This window comes from Burkholderia sp. 10_S31 (assembly GCF_056930375.1).
In genome coordinates this window covers 1,495,696-1,511,025 of the sequence record NZ_JBXOWK010000003.1, presented here as the reverse complement: position 1 = coordinate 1,511,025, position 15,330 = coordinate 1,495,696, and the positions used below count along the sequence as shown (strand labels likewise).

The 15,330-nt window shown below is 65.3% G+C and carries 11 protein-coding genes and 1 pseudogene; 2 read left to right on the top strand and 10 right to left on the bottom strand.

Annotated elements, in window-relative coordinates; translation table 11 throughout:
• Nucleotides 1-7 precede the first annotated feature (7 nt).
• The gene (locus AC1Z3W_RS27105) at nt 8-1,210 is read right to left on the bottom strand and encodes a MexX/AxyX family multidrug efflux RND transporter periplasmic adaptor subunit (RefSeq protein ID WP_483508836.1); all 1,203 of its coding nucleotides are present in this window, start codon (nt 1,208-1,210) and stop codon (nt 8-10) included.
• A gap of 150 nt (nt 1,211-1,360) precedes the next feature.
• Here AC1Z3W_RS27105 and AC1Z3W_RS27100 point away from each other — a divergent pair, with 150 nt between their 5' ends.
• A complete protein-coding gene (locus tag AC1Z3W_RS27100) occupies nt 1,361-2,008 on the top strand; it encodes a TetR family transcriptional regulator (protein WP_483508834.1) in 648 nt (215 codons plus the stop codon).
• 342 nt (nt 2,009-2,350) lie between these two features.
• Nucleotides 2,351-3,616 carry a M23 family metallopeptidase gene (locus tag AC1Z3W_RS27095; RefSeq protein WP_057924435.1) on the top strand — a complete coding sequence of 422 codons (1,266 nt, stop codon included), beginning with the start codon at nt 2,351-2,353 and terminating at the stop codon, nt 3,614-3,616.
• Nucleotides 3,617-3,632: 16 nt separating this feature from the next.
• Here AC1Z3W_RS27095 and AC1Z3W_RS27090 read toward each other — a convergent pair.
• From AC1Z3W_RS27090 to AC1Z3W_RS27050, 9 genes and pseudogenes are all read right to left on the bottom strand, one after another.
• A pseudogene (locus AC1Z3W_RS27090) lies at nt 3,633-3,788 on the bottom strand (amino acid ABC transporter permease); the annotation flags it as partial.
• A gap of 285 nt (nt 3,789-4,073) precedes the next feature.
• Nucleotides 4,074-4,277, bottom strand: a complete 204-nt coding sequence (locus AC1Z3W_RS27085; protein WP_175826499.1) for a hypothetical protein — start codon at nt 4,275-4,277, stop codon at nt 4,074-4,076.
• Nucleotides 4,277-5,581, bottom strand: coding sequence for an MFS family transporter (locus tag AC1Z3W_RS27080; protein WP_057924433.1), 1,305 nt, complete (start codon nt 5,579-5,581; stop codon nt 4,277-4,279). The genes AC1Z3W_RS27085 and AC1Z3W_RS27080 overlap by 1 nt, the downstream gene beginning before the upstream one ends.
• Before the next feature lie 232 nt (nt 5,582-5,813).
• Nucleotides 5,814-7,493: a SpoVR family protein gene (locus tag AC1Z3W_RS27075; RefSeq protein ID WP_057924432.1), complete on the bottom strand. Its 1,680-nt coding sequence runs from the start codon at nt 7,491-7,493 to the stop codon at nt 5,814-5,816.
• On the bottom strand, nt 7,490-8,758 hold the full coding sequence (locus AC1Z3W_RS27070; RefSeq protein ID WP_057924431.1) for a YeaH/YhbH family protein: 1,269 nt from the start codon (nt 8,756-8,758) through the stop codon (nt 7,490-7,492). Before AC1Z3W_RS27070 ends, AC1Z3W_RS27075 begins: the two co-directional genes overlap by 4 nt.
• A 125-nt stretch (nt 8,759-8,883) precedes the next feature.
• Nucleotides 8,884-10,806 carry a PrkA family serine protein kinase gene (locus tag AC1Z3W_RS27065; RefSeq protein WP_057924430.1) on the bottom strand — a complete coding sequence of 641 codons (1,923 nt, stop codon included), beginning with the start codon at nt 10,804-10,806 and terminating at the stop codon, nt 8,884-8,886.
• A gap of 506 nt (nt 10,807-11,312) precedes the next feature.
• On the bottom strand, nt 11,313-13,085 hold the full coding sequence (locus AC1Z3W_RS27060) for a methyl-accepting chemotaxis protein (protein ID WP_483508832.1): 1,773 nt from the start codon (nt 13,083-13,085) through the stop codon (nt 11,313-11,315).
• Between the two features lie 271 nt (nt 13,086-13,356).
• A complete protein-coding gene (gene rbsK / locus AC1Z3W_RS27055) occupies nt 13,357-14,292 on the bottom strand; it encodes a ribokinase (RefSeq protein ID WP_483508831.1) in 936 nt (311 codons plus the stop codon).
• On the bottom strand, nt 14,289-15,320 hold the full coding sequence (locus tag AC1Z3W_RS27050; protein ID WP_057924428.1) for a LacI family DNA-binding transcriptional regulator: 1,032 nt from the start codon (nt 15,318-15,320) through the stop codon (nt 14,289-14,291). Before AC1Z3W_RS27050 ends, rbsK begins: the two co-directional genes overlap by 4 nt.
• Between the last annotated feature and the right edge of the window lie 10 nt (nt 15,321-15,330).

The window sequence follows — 15,330 nt, the reverse complement described above, 5'->3', positions numbered from 1 at the left end:
GAACCGGTCAGGTTTGACGGGCGGCCGCCTGCGTCGCAGCCGCTGCCGGCGCCGTCTTCGACGGCGGCGCCTTCTCGACGGGCTTGACGGCGGTATCGGGCGCGAACCGCGCGGCGTTGTCGACGATCACGCGCTCGCCGCCCGCGAGGCCGCGCGTGATGCGCCAGCCATGGCCGCTCATCTGGCCGACCGTGACCTCGACGTCCTTGACCTTGCCGTTCGCGCCGACCACGCGCACCGACGTGCTGTCGGCCGTGCGCAACAGCGCGTCGCGCGGCACGAGGATCGCGCGCTGGTCGACTGCCGTGTCGAGCGCGATCCGCACATACGCGCCCGGCAGCAACTCGCGCTCGGGATTCGGGAACAGCGCGCGCATCGCGACGGTATCGGTGGTCGGATCGACCGCGAGATCGCTGAACAGCAGCTTGCCCTTCAGCGGATACGCGGTGCCGTCGGCGCGCAGCAGCGTCACCGCGACATCGTGCTGCGCGATACCCGTCGCGCGCCCGCTCTTCACCGCGCGACGCAGCGCGTCGACATCGGCCGCCGGCTGCGAGAAATTCACGTAGATCGGATCGAGCTGCTCGACGGTCGTGAGCGGCGTCGCCTGGTCCTGACCGACGAGCGCGCCTTCGGTGACGAGCGCGCGCCGTGCGCGGCCCGAAATCGGCGCGGTGACGGTCGCATAGTCGAGCTGCAGTTGCACGCGTGCGAGTTCGGCCTTCGCGGAAGCGACGTCGGCCTTCGCCTGCATGTCGGCCGCGACGGCCTCGGTGTGATCGCGCTCGCTCACCGCGCGGTCGCGCACCAGGTCGTCGTAACGGCGGCGCTTGTCGCTCGCCGCGAGCGCGGCGGCCTGCGCCTTCGCGAGCGTACCCTGCGCGGCGTCGCGCGCAGCTTTCAGCGGTGCGGGATCGATGCGGAACAGCACCGCGCCCTGCTTCACTTCCTGGCCTTCCTCGTAAGTTCGAGCGGTGACGATGCCCGCGACCCGCGCGCGCACTTCCGCCTGCCGATACGCATCGAGCCGGCCCGGCAGCTCGACGGTCATCGGCACGGCCGTCGGACGCACCGTCACGACCGTCGCGCTCTGCATGGCCTCCGGCGCCTTGTCCCGTTCGTCCTTTCCGCATCCGGCCACGGCCAGCATGGCCGCGAGCGCGAACGGCGCCAGCCGAAGGCGGCGCCACAGGGAGCGTTTGTCATTCATGTGAGACCTCGGATCGTTCGCCGCCGATACAATGCGGCGGCTTAGGGTGGCCGATTATAATCAGTCACGACTGATTAAATACATGCGGTTGCCATTCGACCGCCCCTCTGTCTCAATAAAACGACAGCGAACTGTAAGGAAATTCACGACATGGCCCGCAAGACCCGGGAAGAATCGCTCGCCATCAAGCACCGGATCCTCGATGCCGCCGAGCTCGTACTGCTCGACAAAGGCGTCGCGCAAACCGCGATGGCGGACCTCGCCGAGGCCGCCGGGATGTCGCGGGGCGCCGTGTACGGCCACTACCGCAACAAGATGGAAGTGTGTCTCGCGATGTGCGACCGCGCGTTCGCGCGGACGTCGGAAGGCTTCGACGCGCTCGACAGCCTGCCCGCATTCGCCACACTGCGCCGCGCGGCGTCGCACTACCTGCAGCAATGCGGCGCGCCGGGCGCGATGCAGCGCGTGCTCGTGATTCTCTATACGAAGTGCGAGCAGAGCGAGGAGAACGGCGCGCTGCTGCGGCGCCGCACGCTGCTCGAGCTGCAGACGCTGCGCATCACGAAGGCGCTGCTGCGCCGCGCGATCACGGCGGGCGAAATCGCCGCCGATCTCGACGTGCATCTCGCGGCCGTCTATCTCGTGTCGTTGCTCGAAGGCGTGTTCGCATCGATGATCTGGACCAATCGCCTGCGCGGCAACCTGTGGAGCGATGCGGAAGCGATGCTCGACGCCGGTTTCGATGCGGTCAGGACCTCCGGCGCGCTGCGTGTGCGCACGCAAAAATTGCCTGCCTGACGAAAAGCCGCGCAATAAATGCTGATTTAACCCGATTTACCGCACTGCGAAACGACGACGCTGACCCTCTTTAAAATTTTTAACATTCTGCGGAACATCGGTAGACTGACGCTGTCATCTTTCTTTAGCGTCTTCGTGATAAACCGGGTTCGACCCGGAAAGTTCACGCCGCCGTTCGAAGCGGGCCCGCCCGCGCGTTGGGTCGAACGGGAACGACACAGGCCCCTTGGCGGGGCCTGTTTTGTTGCACGCCCGTCGCCCGCCCCGTCGCCGCCCGACGGATGTGCCGCCGATGGCTACTGCCCACACCTCTTTGAACCGCTTTCCTGGATGTGGACACCTTTGGTCAAGCCTGCCGCAACCCCTGATGCTTTCGCGCCCGGCCGCGCGCAGCGCCTCGCGCGCGCGCTCGTGCCGGCCGCCGTGCTCGGCGCCCTCGCCGCCTTCGGTCTGGCCGCCGCGCTGCCAGCCGTCTCGCAACTGCCGGGCGCCGTCGATTCGGGCACGGCCGCGCTGCCGCAGCGCGTGCTGTCCGACACGCCGTTTCCCACCGCACAGCATTTCGTGACGAGCGAACTCGCGCGCACGATCGGCGAGCACAATGAACTCGACGAACACGGCCATCGCAACCCGCAACCGGGCCTGTTCGCGCCGCTCAGCGCGCACCGCAACGACATGCTCGGCTATGCGAGCCTGTTCCAGTACGCGGCGCCCGAAAACCAGCACGGGATGCGCGCCGGTGACATCGAACTCACGCTGTCCGATACGCTGAACCGTCTCGACGTGCCGCCCGAGGTGCGCATCCAGCTCGGCGATCTCGTCACCGGCAAGGTCGCGCTGCGCGCCGGCGCACAGCGCGGCGACTACTACCGCATCGCGTACGACACGAACAACGGCACGCCGCACCTTACCGCGCTCGAGCTGCGCGTCGCGGGCCGCACGTTCGGTGCGATCTGGTTCCGCGCACCGGGCGCCGACCACGGCGCGTACTACACGCTCGACGGCGCACCGCTCGAAGCGGCCGCGTTCACGATGCCGGTGAAGTGGACGCGCATCAGCTCGTTCTTCGGCGAGCGCATCCACCCGCTGTCGCAGGCGATGGCATTCCATACGGGCGTCGATCTCGCCGCGCCGTCCGGCACGCCCGTCAACGCGGCGGCCGACGGTGTCGTGTCGTTCGTCGGCACCGATCCGGGCGGCTATGGCCACTACGTGATCGTCGATCATGCGGACGGCTATTCGACCTACTACGCACACCTGTCCGCGTATGCGCGCGGGCTGAAGACGGGCGAAACCGTGAAACAGGGCCAGCGCATCGGCTCGGTCGGGATGACCGGCGCGGCCACCGGCCCGCACCTGCACTTCGAGGTGCGCGTCGCGAACGATCCGGTCGATCCGCTCGTCACGCTCGCGAACGCACAAACGGGGCTGTCCGACATGCAGCTCACCGCGTTCCGCCAGGAAGCGGCGCAATGGCGCTTCCGCCTCGCGTCGATCAATACGTCGCCGTTCGCGTTCGCGCAAAGCGACGGCCCGCTGTGGGGCGACTTCGCGACCGACCCGTCGACGCTGCGTGCGGTCTTCAATACGCACTACAGCGCGTCCTGACGCTGACGCACCAACGCGCTGAAGACGTGTCCTTCACGAGTGCGCCCCACTGGTTGACGAGCGACGGCGTCATGCCCCGGATCGCATGCGGCAGCGGCACCTAGCGCATCGTCTGCCAGTACGTGAGCCCGAGCGGTAGCCCGGCCTGCCGCTGCCCGTCGCCAGCCGCGACGCGTCACGTCACATCGCGAGCGTGTGGGTTTTCACGAGCACGACCTGATTTGTCATGAAGGCCGCCGCGGATCGCGCGGCGGCCGGTTCGAGGAACATCGCGACGCTGTGTGCCGTCGCGAAGCCGCGAACATATCAGCGCCTGCGTCGATTCCGAACCAACGAACGATGCTTTGCTCCGCGGGTTTCGTGATGAGCCGCGCTCGCCGCATGCAATGTGTGCACGCAAAAAAACGCCCGCTGCACGCAGCGGGCGCGAATCCCAGTCAAGGAGGTGTCACACGAACTACGGGTTCAGGATAAGCGCATCGCGTGCGACGGACAACGAAGCGATTGCGATATCGATATCGCGCGGCCGGCGATGAGCTTGCATGCGCCCCGATGCGAAGCTGCCGCGCATGAAAAAACGGCGCGCCGCCTGCGTGGCGGAGCGCCGTCCTGTTGCATGTTGCCGGTCGATGCAGGCAGCCCGGCCGGGCTGCCCTTCCATCACGGCTCGTGACGCAGATACCCTTCCTTGCTCGGATCGCGCATCCGCCACGACACGATCAGCGAGATCGCGCACAGCACCGTCACGTACCAGTAGAAGGTTTCCTCGCTGCCGATCGACTTGAACCACAGCGCGACGTATTCGGCCGAGCCGCCGAAGATCGCGTTCGCGACCGCATACGACAGGCCGACGCCCATCGCGCGCACTTCGGGCGGGAACATCTCGGCCTTGATGAGGCCGCTGATCGACGTGTAGAAGCTCACGATCGCCAGCGCGATCGTGATCAGCACGAACGCGGCCGTCGGGCTCGTCACGGTCTTCAGCGTGTGCATCAGCGGCACCGTGCCGATCACCGCGAACGTGCCGAACAGGATCATCGACGTGCGGCGGCCAATCTTGTCGGACAGCGCGCCGAACACCGGCTGCAGCAGCATGTAGACGAGCAACGCGACGGTCATCACGTTGCTGGCCGTCTTCGCATGCATGCCGGCCGTGTTCACCAGGTACTTCTGCATGTACGTGGTGAACGTATAGAAGATCAGCGAGCCGCCGGCCGTGAAGCCGACCACTGTGAAGAAAGCGCCCTTGTGCTGCCACACGCCACGGATCGTCCCCGCGTCCTTCTTGTCGCGCGATGCGCTCGTCGACGTCTCGTCGAGCGATTTGCGCAGGTACAGCGAGACCAGCGCGGCCGCCGCACCGCAGACGAACGGAATGCGCCAGCCCCACGCCTTCAGTTCGTCATGCGACAGCGCCTGCTGCAGGATCACGAGCACCAGCAGCGCGCACAGCTGGCCGCCGATCAGCGTCACGTACTGGAACGACGCGAAGAAGCCGCGCCGCCCCTTCAGCGCGACCTCGCTCATGTAGGTCGCGCTCGTGCCGTATTCGCCGCCCACCGACAGGCCCTGGAACAGGCGCGCGACCAGCAGCAGCGCCGGCGCGAGCGCGCCGATCTGCGCGTAGGTCGGCAGGACCGCGATCACGAGCGAGCCGCCGCACATCATCAGCACCGAGATCATCATCGCCGCGCGTCGGCCGTGACGGTCGGCGATGCGGCCGAACAGCCAGCCGCCGATCGGACGCATCAGGAAGCCGGCCGCGAACACGCCGGCCGTGTTCAGCAACTGCGTTGTCGTGTTGCCGCTCGGGAAGAACGCCGGCGCGAAGTACAGCGCGCAGAACGAGTAGATGTAGAAGTCGAACCACTCGACGAGGTTGCCCGATGAGGCGCCGACGATGGCGAACACGCGCCGCCGGGTGTCATGCGCGGACAGCGCAGCTTGGTCGGTCTGGACGTCCATGGGTTGGTCTGTTCCTTTTAGTGCTTTCTGGGCGAGACGGCTGGGGGGCCGCCGCGTGCGGTCGCACGTGGCACCGGTTCCGGCGCACGGCGCTACGGGATTTTAGCGAAATGTAAAGTAACAGGCTTTCCGGGTTCGTCCGGATGTAGAAGAATTTTCTCTCGCCGCGCGTTCGTCATATGAAAACGCCAGCCGTCAGGCTGGCGTCCCATGCAAACTATTTTCGGGAAATTCAGACACGCACTTCCGGCGGCACGTAGCGGCACTCGTAGCGCTTGCGCACGGTACCGGCCTCGTCGACGCTTTCCAGGTACACATCGAACTGCCAGAGGCGCGCCATGTGCTTGAGCACTTCCTCGCTGTCGTTCGACAGATGGCGGTTGTCGGTCATGAAGTGGCGCAGCGTGAGGCTGCGGTCGCCACGCGTGTTCACGGCCCACACCTGGATGTTCGGCTCGCGATGATGAATGTCGTACTGCCGCGACAATGCCTGCCGAACATACTGGTAGCCGGACTCGTCGTGAATCGCCGACACCTCGAGCGAATCGCGCATGTCGTCGTCGAGCACCGAGAACAGCCGCATCTCGCGGATCAGGTTCGGCGACAGGTACTGCGCGATGAAGCTCTCGTCCTTGAAGTTGCGCATCGCGTAGTGCATCGCCGGCAGCCACGGGGTGCCCGCGATCTCCGGGAACCACTTGTAGTCCTCTTCCGTCGGCGCTTCGCAGATCCGACGGATGTCGCTCATCATCGAGAAGCCGAGCGCATACGGGTTGATCCCGCTGTAGTACGGCTTCGTGACGGGCGGCTGGTAGACCACGTTGCTGTGCGAATGCAGGAACTCCATCATGAAGCCGTCTTCCAGCTTGCCCTGGTTGTACAGCGTGTTCAGCAGCGTGTAGTGCCAGAACGTCGCCCAGCCTTCGTTCATCACCTGCGTCTGGCGCTGCGGATAGAAGTACTGGCCGATCTTGCGCACGATGCGGATCACTTCCCGCTCCCACGGCTCGAGCAGCGGCGCGTTCTTTTCCGCGAAATACAGCAGGTTTTCCTGCGGCTCCGGCGGATAGCGCCCCTCCTGCTCCTCCATCAGCTCGGGCTTCTTGCCCGGCAGCGTGCGCCACAGTTCATTCACCTGCGACTGCAGATACGCCTCACGCTCGCGCCGCAGCGCGGCCTCCTTCGACAGCGACGGTTTCTGCGGCCGCTTGTAGCGGTCGACGCCGTAATTCATCAGCGCATGGCACGAATCGAGCAGTTCCTCGACGCGGTCGAGCCCGTAGCGCTCCTCGCATTCCGCGACATAGTTCTTCGCGTACACGAGATAGTCGATGATCGCGTGCGCGTCGGTCCACAGCCGGAACAGGTAGTTGCCCTTGAAGAACGAGTTGTGCCCATACGCCGCGTGCGCGATGACGAGCGCCTGCATCGTCATCGTGTTCTCTTCCATCAGATACGCGATGCATGGGTTCGAGTTGATGACGATTTCGTACGCGAGGCCCATCTGGCCGCGTCGATAGCTCTTCTCGGTCGACAGGAAATGCTTGCCGAACGACCAGTGGCGATAGTTGACCGGCATCCCGACCGACGCATAGGCATCCATCATCTGCTCGGCGCTGATCAGTTCGAGCTGGATCGGATAGATGTCGAGCTCGTATTGCTCGGCGACCTGCGCGATGTGCGTGTCGTATTCCTCGAGCAGTTCGAACGTCCAGTCGGACGGGCACGGCAGCGGCTTGCGTTCGGCAACGTTCATACGCGCTTCCTTCTGCCCGGCACCGGGCAAGTCGGCGGCCGGCGGCGCCGGTTCGGTCCGGCCGCTTTGCTGCGATGCGGCAGGACCGGCCGTGTCGTCGCCGGAAGGGCGCGGCTCGTAGCCGCGCGACTCGTTGTGCAGATGGCGTGTCGTCATGACATTTCCACCTGCTTTTCGAACAATTCGCGAAATACCGGGTAGATGTCGGCAGCCGATTCCACTTTTTTCATCGCGAGATGCGGTTGCGACAACGCCAGTTGCGCGTACTCCAGCCACAGATTCTGCTCTTCCGGCGCGACCTGGATATACGCGAAGTAACGCGTCTTCGTGAGGATATCCTCTTCCAGGATTTTGCGACACTTCGGCGAATCGTCGGTCCAGTTGTCGCCGTCGGACGCCTGCGCGCCGTAGATGTTCCACTCGGTCGGCGAGTAGCGCTCGTTCATCACCTTGCGCATCAGCTCGAGCGCGCTCGACACGACGGTGCCGCCGCTTTCGGTCGAATGGAAGAAGGTGTCCTCGTCGACCTCCTCCGCACGCGTGTGGTGACGAATGAACACCACCTCGATGCGCTCGTAGTTGCGCTTGAGGAACAGGTACAACAGGATGAAGAAACGCTTCGAGAGATCCTTGCGCTGCTCGTCCATCGAGCCCGACACGTCCATCAGGCAGAACATCACGGCCTGACTCGACGGCTGCGGCTGCTTCACGCGGTTGATGTAGCGCAGGTCGAACGGATCGATGAACGGGATCCGCCAGATGCGCCCCTTCAGGTGATGGATCTCGGCCTCGAGCACGGCGATTTCCTCGCGACGGTCCTCGGTGTCGCTCTTCAGCGCCTCGAGTTGCGCTTCCAGCTCGCGCAGCTCGTTGACGAGCGGCGAGCCGAGCGCGATGCGCCGGCCGAGCGCGCTGCGCAGCGAGCGCACGACGTCGATGTTGTTCGGCGTGCCTTCCGCCGACCAGCCCGCCCGCACGTTCTTCCAGCTCGGCACCGTCAGCAGGTGCGTCTTCACGAGGCGCGGCAGTTCGAGATCGTCGAAGAAATACTGCATGAATTCGTCGCGGGACAGCTCGAACACGAAGTCGTCCTGCCCTTCGCCCTCGTTGCTCGCCTGACTGCCGCCGCCGCCCGAGCCGCCCTGCGGACGCGGAATCTTGTCGCCGCGGACGTAGTCCTCGTTGCCCGGGTGCACGTATTCACGACGCCCGCCCGGCGCGTGCCGGAAGTTCGGCTCCGCGATGTCCTTGCGTGGAATCGTGATGCTTTGCGTGCTCTGGATATCCTTGATGCTACGATCGCGCACCGCGTCGGACACGGCACGACGAATGTAGTTCTTGACGCGACGCAGAAAGCGTTCGCGGTTGGCGATGCTCTTGTTCTTGCCGGCCAGCCTGCGGTCGATGATTTGATGAAGCACTCCCGGTCTCCCGCTCGAAAGTCGATCTGCCGGGGCACTCGCCGCGCATGCCGTCTGCCGTCATGCGGGTGGCGCCTCTGAGGGTGCCCGTGCGAACGACTCGCACGGGCACGGTACCGCGCGTGTCATGACGACTTGCGCACGCGCAGGTACCAGTCGCAAAGCAGCCTCACCTGCTTCGGCGTATAGCCCTTCGCGACCATCCGGTTCACAAAGTCCTCATGCTTGCGTTGTTCCTCCGCCGAGCCCTTCGCATTGAACGAAATGACCGGCAACAGTTCCTCGGTATTCGAGAACATCTTCTTCTCGATCACGACGCGCAACTTCTCGTAGCTCGTCCACACGGGATTCTTGCCGGCGTTCGCCGCCCGCGCACGCAACACGAAGTTCACGATCTCGTTACGGAAATCCTTCGGATTGCTGATGCCGGCCGGCTTCTCGATCTTCTCCAGCTCCGCATTCAGCGCGGCGCGATCGAAGCTCTCGCCCGTGTCGTGATCGCGGAATTCCTGATCCTGGATCCAGAAATCCGCGTACGTGACGTAGCGGTCGAAGATGTTCTGCCCATACTCGGAATACGATTCGAGGTACGCCGTCTGGATCTCCTTGCCGATGAATTCCGCGTAGCGCGACGCGAGCACATCCTTCACGAACGACAGGTACTTCTGCTCGGTTTCCGGCGGGAACTGCTCGCGTTCGATCTGCTGCTCGAGCACGTACATCAGGTGCACGGGGTTCGCCGCGACCTCGCTCGAATCGAAGTTGAACACGCGCGACAGGATCTTGAACGCGAAGCGTGTCGACACGCCCGTCATCCCTTCGTCCACGCCCGCGTAGTCGCGATACTCCTGATACGACTTCGCCTTCGGATCGGTGTCCTTCAGGTTTTCGCCGTCATACACCTGCATCTTCGAGAACAGGCTCGAATTCTCCGGCTCGTGCAGGCGCGACAGCACTGAGAACTGCGACATCATCTTCAGCGTGCCCGGTGCGCATACGGCTTCGGCGAGCGACGAGTTGCGGATCAGCTTCTCGTAGATCTTGACCTCTTCCGACACGCGCAGGCAGTACGGCACCTTCACGACGAAGATCCGGTCGAGCAGTGCCTCGTTGTTGCGGTTGTTGCGGAATGCCTTCCACTCAGACTCGTTCGAGTGCGCGAGGATCACCCCGTCGAACGGAATCGCGCCGAATCCTTCGGTGCCCTTGAAGTTGCCTTCCTGCGTCGCGGTCAGCAGCGGGTGCAGCACCTTGATCGGCGCCTTGAACATTTCGACGAATTCCAGCAGCCCCTGGTTCGCCAGGCACAGGCCGCCCGAGTAGCTGTACGCATCGGCATCGTCCTGCGCGTACTGTTCGAGCTTGCGGATGTCGACCTTGCCGACGAGCGAGGAAATATCCTGGTTGTTCTCGTCACCAGGCTCCGTCTTCGCGATGCCGATCTGCCGGAGGATCGACGGATAGCGGCGCACCACGCGGAACTGGCGGATGTCGCCGTTGTATTCGTGCAGGCGCTTGACGGCCCACGGACTCAGGATGTTCTTCAGGTAGCGGCGCGGAATCCCGTATTGCTCTTCGAGGATCGGGCCGTCCTCGTCGTAGTCGAAGAGCCCGAGCGGCGATTCGTTGACCGGAGAACCCTTCAGCGAGTAGAACGGCACGCGCTCCATCAGTTGCTTCAGGCGCTCGGCGATCGACGACTTGCCACCGCCCACCGGGCCGAGCAGGTAGAGGATCTGCTTCTTCTCTTCGAGCCCTTGCGCAGCGTGGCGGAAGTACGCGACCACCTGCTCGATCACTTCCTCCATTCCGTAGAACTCACGGAACGCGGGATAGACCTTGATAACCTTGTTCGCGAAGATCCGCGACAGGCGCGGATCGATGCGGGTATCGATTTGTTCAGGTTCCCCGATTGCAGCCAGCATGCGTTCGCCTGCTGTGGCGTACGCTGACGGATCGTTCTTGCAGAGCGCGAGGTACTCCTCCAGCGAGAATTCTTCCTCTCGCGTTTTTTCGAAGCGGTTCGCGAAGCTGCTGTAAATATCCATGCTACCTCCCTCGCCTGAGTCTGAAGACGTGCTTGCCTTCGTATGACTGCGCAGAAGCAAGCGCGTTCGAATTCATCCTAAACCCTTTCTTATTTTTTTTCACGAACTCTTCGTATGAAGTTCGTCATTCTCGACAACACCGCTTGGACAACGCATTTTGACGCTTTACAATTGATCTCCCGAGCCGCAGAAACTGCATCCGCCGCGTCTCGTCGAGCATCGGAACGTCTCGTGCACCGGACACCTCCGTCGTCGCAGCCTCTCCACTCCCCCCTTCATCCCTAGACGTTCGAGCAGACGTTTTCGACGACACGCCACGCGCACCGTTACAAATTTTTCTCGCATCGTCCGGAGATACCCGTAGCGCGGATGCGCGCATGCAACGCGCGGCGATGCACGAACGTTCACACGCGCTGTCACATTTCATCGCGCGCCGAAACGACGACGCCCGCACGTCGCGGGCGTCGTATGTTGTCAAATGGGGATAGATACGCGGCGCGCGCGAATCAGAACGTCTCCCAGTCGTCGGCGCCGGCAGCCGCGGCGACCGGTGCCGGCGCTGCAGACGCAGCCGCCGGCTTGCGTGCCGGCGCCGTGCGCTTCGGTGCTGCCTTGCGATCGTCGCGCGCAACGCCCGGTGCGGGCGACGCAGCGGACGCAGCGGACGCAACAACCGGCGCGGACGCCGCGCGCGGCACCTGGCGTGCTGCCTCGGCAGCCACCGGCCGCGCCGCGTCGTCGTCGATCCGGAACACCGACGCCGTTTCGCGCAGACGCGCGGCCTGTTCGTCGAGCGACTGCGCAGCGGCCGCCGCCTCCTCGACGAGCGCGGCGTTCTGCTGTGTGACCTCATCCATCTGCGCGACCGCACGCGCGACCTGATCGATCCCGCCGCTCTGCTCCTCGGACGCCGCCGCGATTTCGCCCATGATGTCCGTGACCCGCTGCACTGCACCGATCACGTCGCTCATCGTGCGACCGGCTTCGTCGACCAGCGTCGACCCCGCGCGGATGCGCTCCACCGACGCATCGATCAGCGCCTTGATCTCCTTGGCCGCGCTCGACGAACGCTGCGCGAGGCTGCGCACCTCGCCCGCGACGACCGCGAAGCCGCGCCCTTCCTCGCCGGCGCGCGCGGCCTCCACAGCCGCGTTCAGCGCCAGGATGTTGGTCTGGAACGCGATTCCCTCGATGAGCGCGATGATGTCCGCGATCTTCGCGGAGCTGTCGTTGATCTCGCCCATCGTGCCGACCACCCGGCCGACCACCGTATTGCCCTTGTTTGCAATCTCCGACGCATTCGCGGCCAGCGAGCTTGCCTGCCGCGCATTCTCCGCGTTCTGCTTCACGGTGCCGGTCAGCTGTTCCATGCTCGACGCGGTTTCCTGCAACGCAGCCGCCTGTTCTTCCGTGCGCGACGACAGGTCGATGTTGCCGGCGGCAATCTGCCGGGCCGCGGTCGCGATCGATTCGCTGCCGCCGCGCACGGTGCGCACCGTGTCGACGAGGCCGCGCTGCATGTTCGCGAGGCCGTCGAGGAGCAGGCCCATTTCATCTCGTCGGTGCACGAAGATCGAGCGGCGCAGGTCGCCCGCGGCGATTGCGTCGAAATGCGCGAGCGCGTCCGCGAGCGGACGGCCGATCGCGCGGCTGAGCGTCAGCCACGACAGCACCGCCGCGACCAGACCGGCCGCCAGCACGACGATCGACAGCACGCGCATCGTTTCGTACGCGGATTCCGAATGATCGAAGCTCGTCTGCACCGCGCTGAACTGGACATTGCGCAGCGCCTCGCTCGCAACCGCGAGATCGTTGTAAAGCACCTGGAGCTGCTTGGCGCTATCGCCGATCCGGACGTGGTCGCCTGTCGCGAGAAGGTCTCCGAACGTGTCGCAACTGCGCTGTAGCGCCTGCCGCTTCGCGGCGACATCCTGCGCGAGTCGGTCCTCCTGCGCATCGCGCGGCAGCGCAAGGTACTTTTTCCACCACGAATCGGACTGCGCACGCATCGCCCGGCTACGCTCCACTGCGGCAGCCGAATCGGGTGTCCCGGCCAGCAGCGCGGCGCGATCGAGCGCAAGGCGCTCGCGCGCCGCATACATTTCAGCAACGGCCACATCGACCGTGCCCGGCATCCGGTTCGTGAAGATTTCGCGCGTCGAGTCGTTCGAGCGCGCCATCCCGTACAGACCAAGCCCGCCGATCACCCCCAGCAGTACCGCGAGAAACGCCATCGTCAAACCGATGCGCGCACGTATCGTCAGGTTTCCGATCACCATCATTCTTCCTGTGTTGCGTCGTCATGGACGGGCCGGGCCCGTTTTCGGAACATTGTTTCGTTCCGATGCATTTACGACCGTCTGCTGCGCAACTTGATGGTATTGACGTCAATTTTCCGCGGAATCCGTCTGTTTATTACATATTGATGAATAATTGGTGCGGAACATTCGAGCCCTCGCTGTGAAATAACAGGGCGAATGTCGAATTCCGGATGGTCAGCGAGAGCGGGCCGGCCGCCTGTTGCCGCAGGCGCCGGCCGGGATGCGCGAACTAGCGCTGTTCGGCCAGTTCGGCGAGGGTGGGAATCGACGGCTGCGCGCCTGCGCGCGTGACCGACAGCGCTGCTGCGAGTTGCGCGAAGCGGATTGCGGTGTCGACGTCGTCGCCGGCCGCGAGCCGGGCGGCGAAGCCGCCGATGAAGGTATCGCCGGCCGCGGTCGTGTCGACCGCCTGCACGACGGGCGCCGGATAGTGGCGCGCTGCGCCGTCGGCCGTCAGTGCGAGCACGCCGCGCGCGCCGAGCGTGATCAGTACGTTGCGCGTGCCGGCCGCCTGCAGCGCCCGCGCCGCGGCTTCCGCCTCGGCCGGATCGCGCACCGGCAGCCCGGTCAGCGCGGCCGCCTCGACTTCGTTCGGGATCAGGTAATCGACCAGCGGCAGCCAGCCGTGCGGCAGCGGCGCGACGGCCGGCGCCGGATTGAGCACCACGGTGCGGCCGAGCCGCCGCCCGGCCGACAGCGCGGCGAACACGGCATCAGGCGGCGTCTCGAGCTGGCAGATCAGTACGTCGGTCGCGGCCAGCGCGGCCTCGTGCTGCGCCACCGTATCGGTCGTGACTTCGCCGTTGCCACCCGCGACGATCACGATCGTGTTCTGGCTCGCATCGTCGACGACGATCAGTGCGACGCCGGTCGATGCCGCTGCGCTCGTCGCGAGCCGCGAGCAGTCGATGCCTTCGGCCTCGAGGCCGGCCCGCAGCGCGGTGCCGTGCGCATCCGCGCCGACGCAGCCGATCATCGTGACCTGCGCACCGAGCCGCGCGGCCGCGACGGCCTGGTTGCCGCCCTTGCCGCCCGCCGCCTGCGCGTAGGCATGGCCAGCGAGCGTTTCGCCCGGCAGCGGCAGCCGCGGCGCCCGCACGACGAGATCCATGTTGAGGCTGCCGACCACCGTCACGCGGCCGGCGAGCGCTGCGCGGGCCGTCATGCGCGACCGCCGGGCACGGCCGGCTCGTGGTAGACCGCCGTCGATTCGCGCAGCACGAGGCGCGGCGACACGACGCGACGGCGGCTCGGCGCGGCCGTCGAGCCGCCGCCGATCCGCTCGATCAGCGTCTGCGCGGCCATTTCGCCGAGCGCGCGCACCGACTGGCCGACCGTCGACAGCGCCGGATACGTGTAGCGGGAGAATTCGATGTCGTCGAAGCCAATGATCGAGCAGTCGTCCGGCACGCGCATCCCGCGCTCGGCCGCCGCGCGCAGCGCACCGACGCCCATCAGGTCGTTGCCCGCGAAAATCGCGCTCGGACGCACCGACTCGAACAGTCGCGACGCCGCGTGATAGCCGCCGAGGCACGAAAAATCGCTTTCCGCGATCGCGCCCGGCACGATGTCGATCCCGCGCTCGGCCATCGCGCGGATGAAGCCATGCACGCGCATCGCACTGACGGCCGTGTCCGTCGGCCCGGTGATGCAGCCGATCTTCGCGTGCCCGAGTTCGAGCAGGTGACGCGTCGCCAGGTACGCGCCGCGTTCGTGATCGATCTGCACGAGGTCGGCCGCGAGCCCTTCGATGTTGCGGTCGACGACGACGAGTGGCGCATGGGCGTCAGCGAGCGTCTGCGCGAGCACCGCATCCTCGCCGGCCGACGCGACGATCAGCCCGTCGATGCGCTTTTCCTGCAGCACGCGCAGGTAGTTGCGCTGCTTCACGGGATCGTCGTCCGAATTGCAGAAGAACACGCAATAGCCGTTGGCCGCGCACTGGTCCTCGATGCCACGCGCAAGCTCCGCGAAGTACGGATTCGTGCTGTTCGGCACGACGAGGCCGATGGTCGCCGTCGAGCGCGCCTTCAGCGAGCGCGCCACCGCCGACGGCACGTAGTTCAGTTCGCGGATTGCGCCCTCGACCTTCGCACGCACATCCGCGGACACCGGCCGCGAATTGTTCACCACGTGCGAGACGGTCGTAAACGACACGCCCGCCATGGCCGCCACATCCTTGATCGTCGCCATTTCCCGTTTC

Bases quoted from the DNA above. Each gene is read 5' to 3' on its own strand.
- AC1Z3W_RS27105 (WP_483508836.1), bottom strand. From the start codon at position 1,210: ATGAATGACAAACGCTCCCTGTGGCGCCGCCTTCGGCTGGCGCCGTTC.
- AC1Z3W_RS27100 (WP_483508834.1), top strand. From the start codon at position 1,361: ATGGCCCGCAAGACCCGGGAAGAATCGCTCGCCATCAAGCACCGGATC.
- AC1Z3W_RS27085 (WP_175826499.1), bottom strand. From the start codon at position 4,277: ATGGAAGGGCAGCCCGGCCGGGCTGCCTGCATCGACCGGCAACATGCA.
- AC1Z3W_RS27080 (WP_057924433.1), bottom strand. From the start codon at position 5,581: ATGGACGTCCAGACCGACCAAGCTGCGCTGTCCGCGCATGACACCCGG.
- AC1Z3W_RS27075 (WP_057924432.1), bottom strand. From the start codon at position 7,493: ATGACGACACGCCATCTGCACAACGAGTCGCGCGGCTACGAGCCGCGC.
- AC1Z3W_RS27065 (WP_057924430.1), bottom strand. From the start codon at position 10,806: ATGGATATTTACAGCAGCTTCGCGAACCGCTTCGAAAAAACGCGAGAG.
- AC1Z3W_RS27060 (WP_483508832.1), bottom strand. From the start codon at position 13,085: ATGGTGATCGGAAACCTGACGATACGTGCGCGCATCGGTTTGACGATG.
- rbsK (WP_483508831.1), bottom strand. From the start codon at position 14,292: ATGACGGCCCGCGCAGCGCTCGCCGGCCGCGTGACGGTGGTCGGCAGC.
- AC1Z3W_RS27050 (WP_057924428.1), bottom strand. From the start codon at position 15,320: ATGGCGACGATCAAGGATGTGGCGGCCATGGCGGGCGTGTCGTTTACG.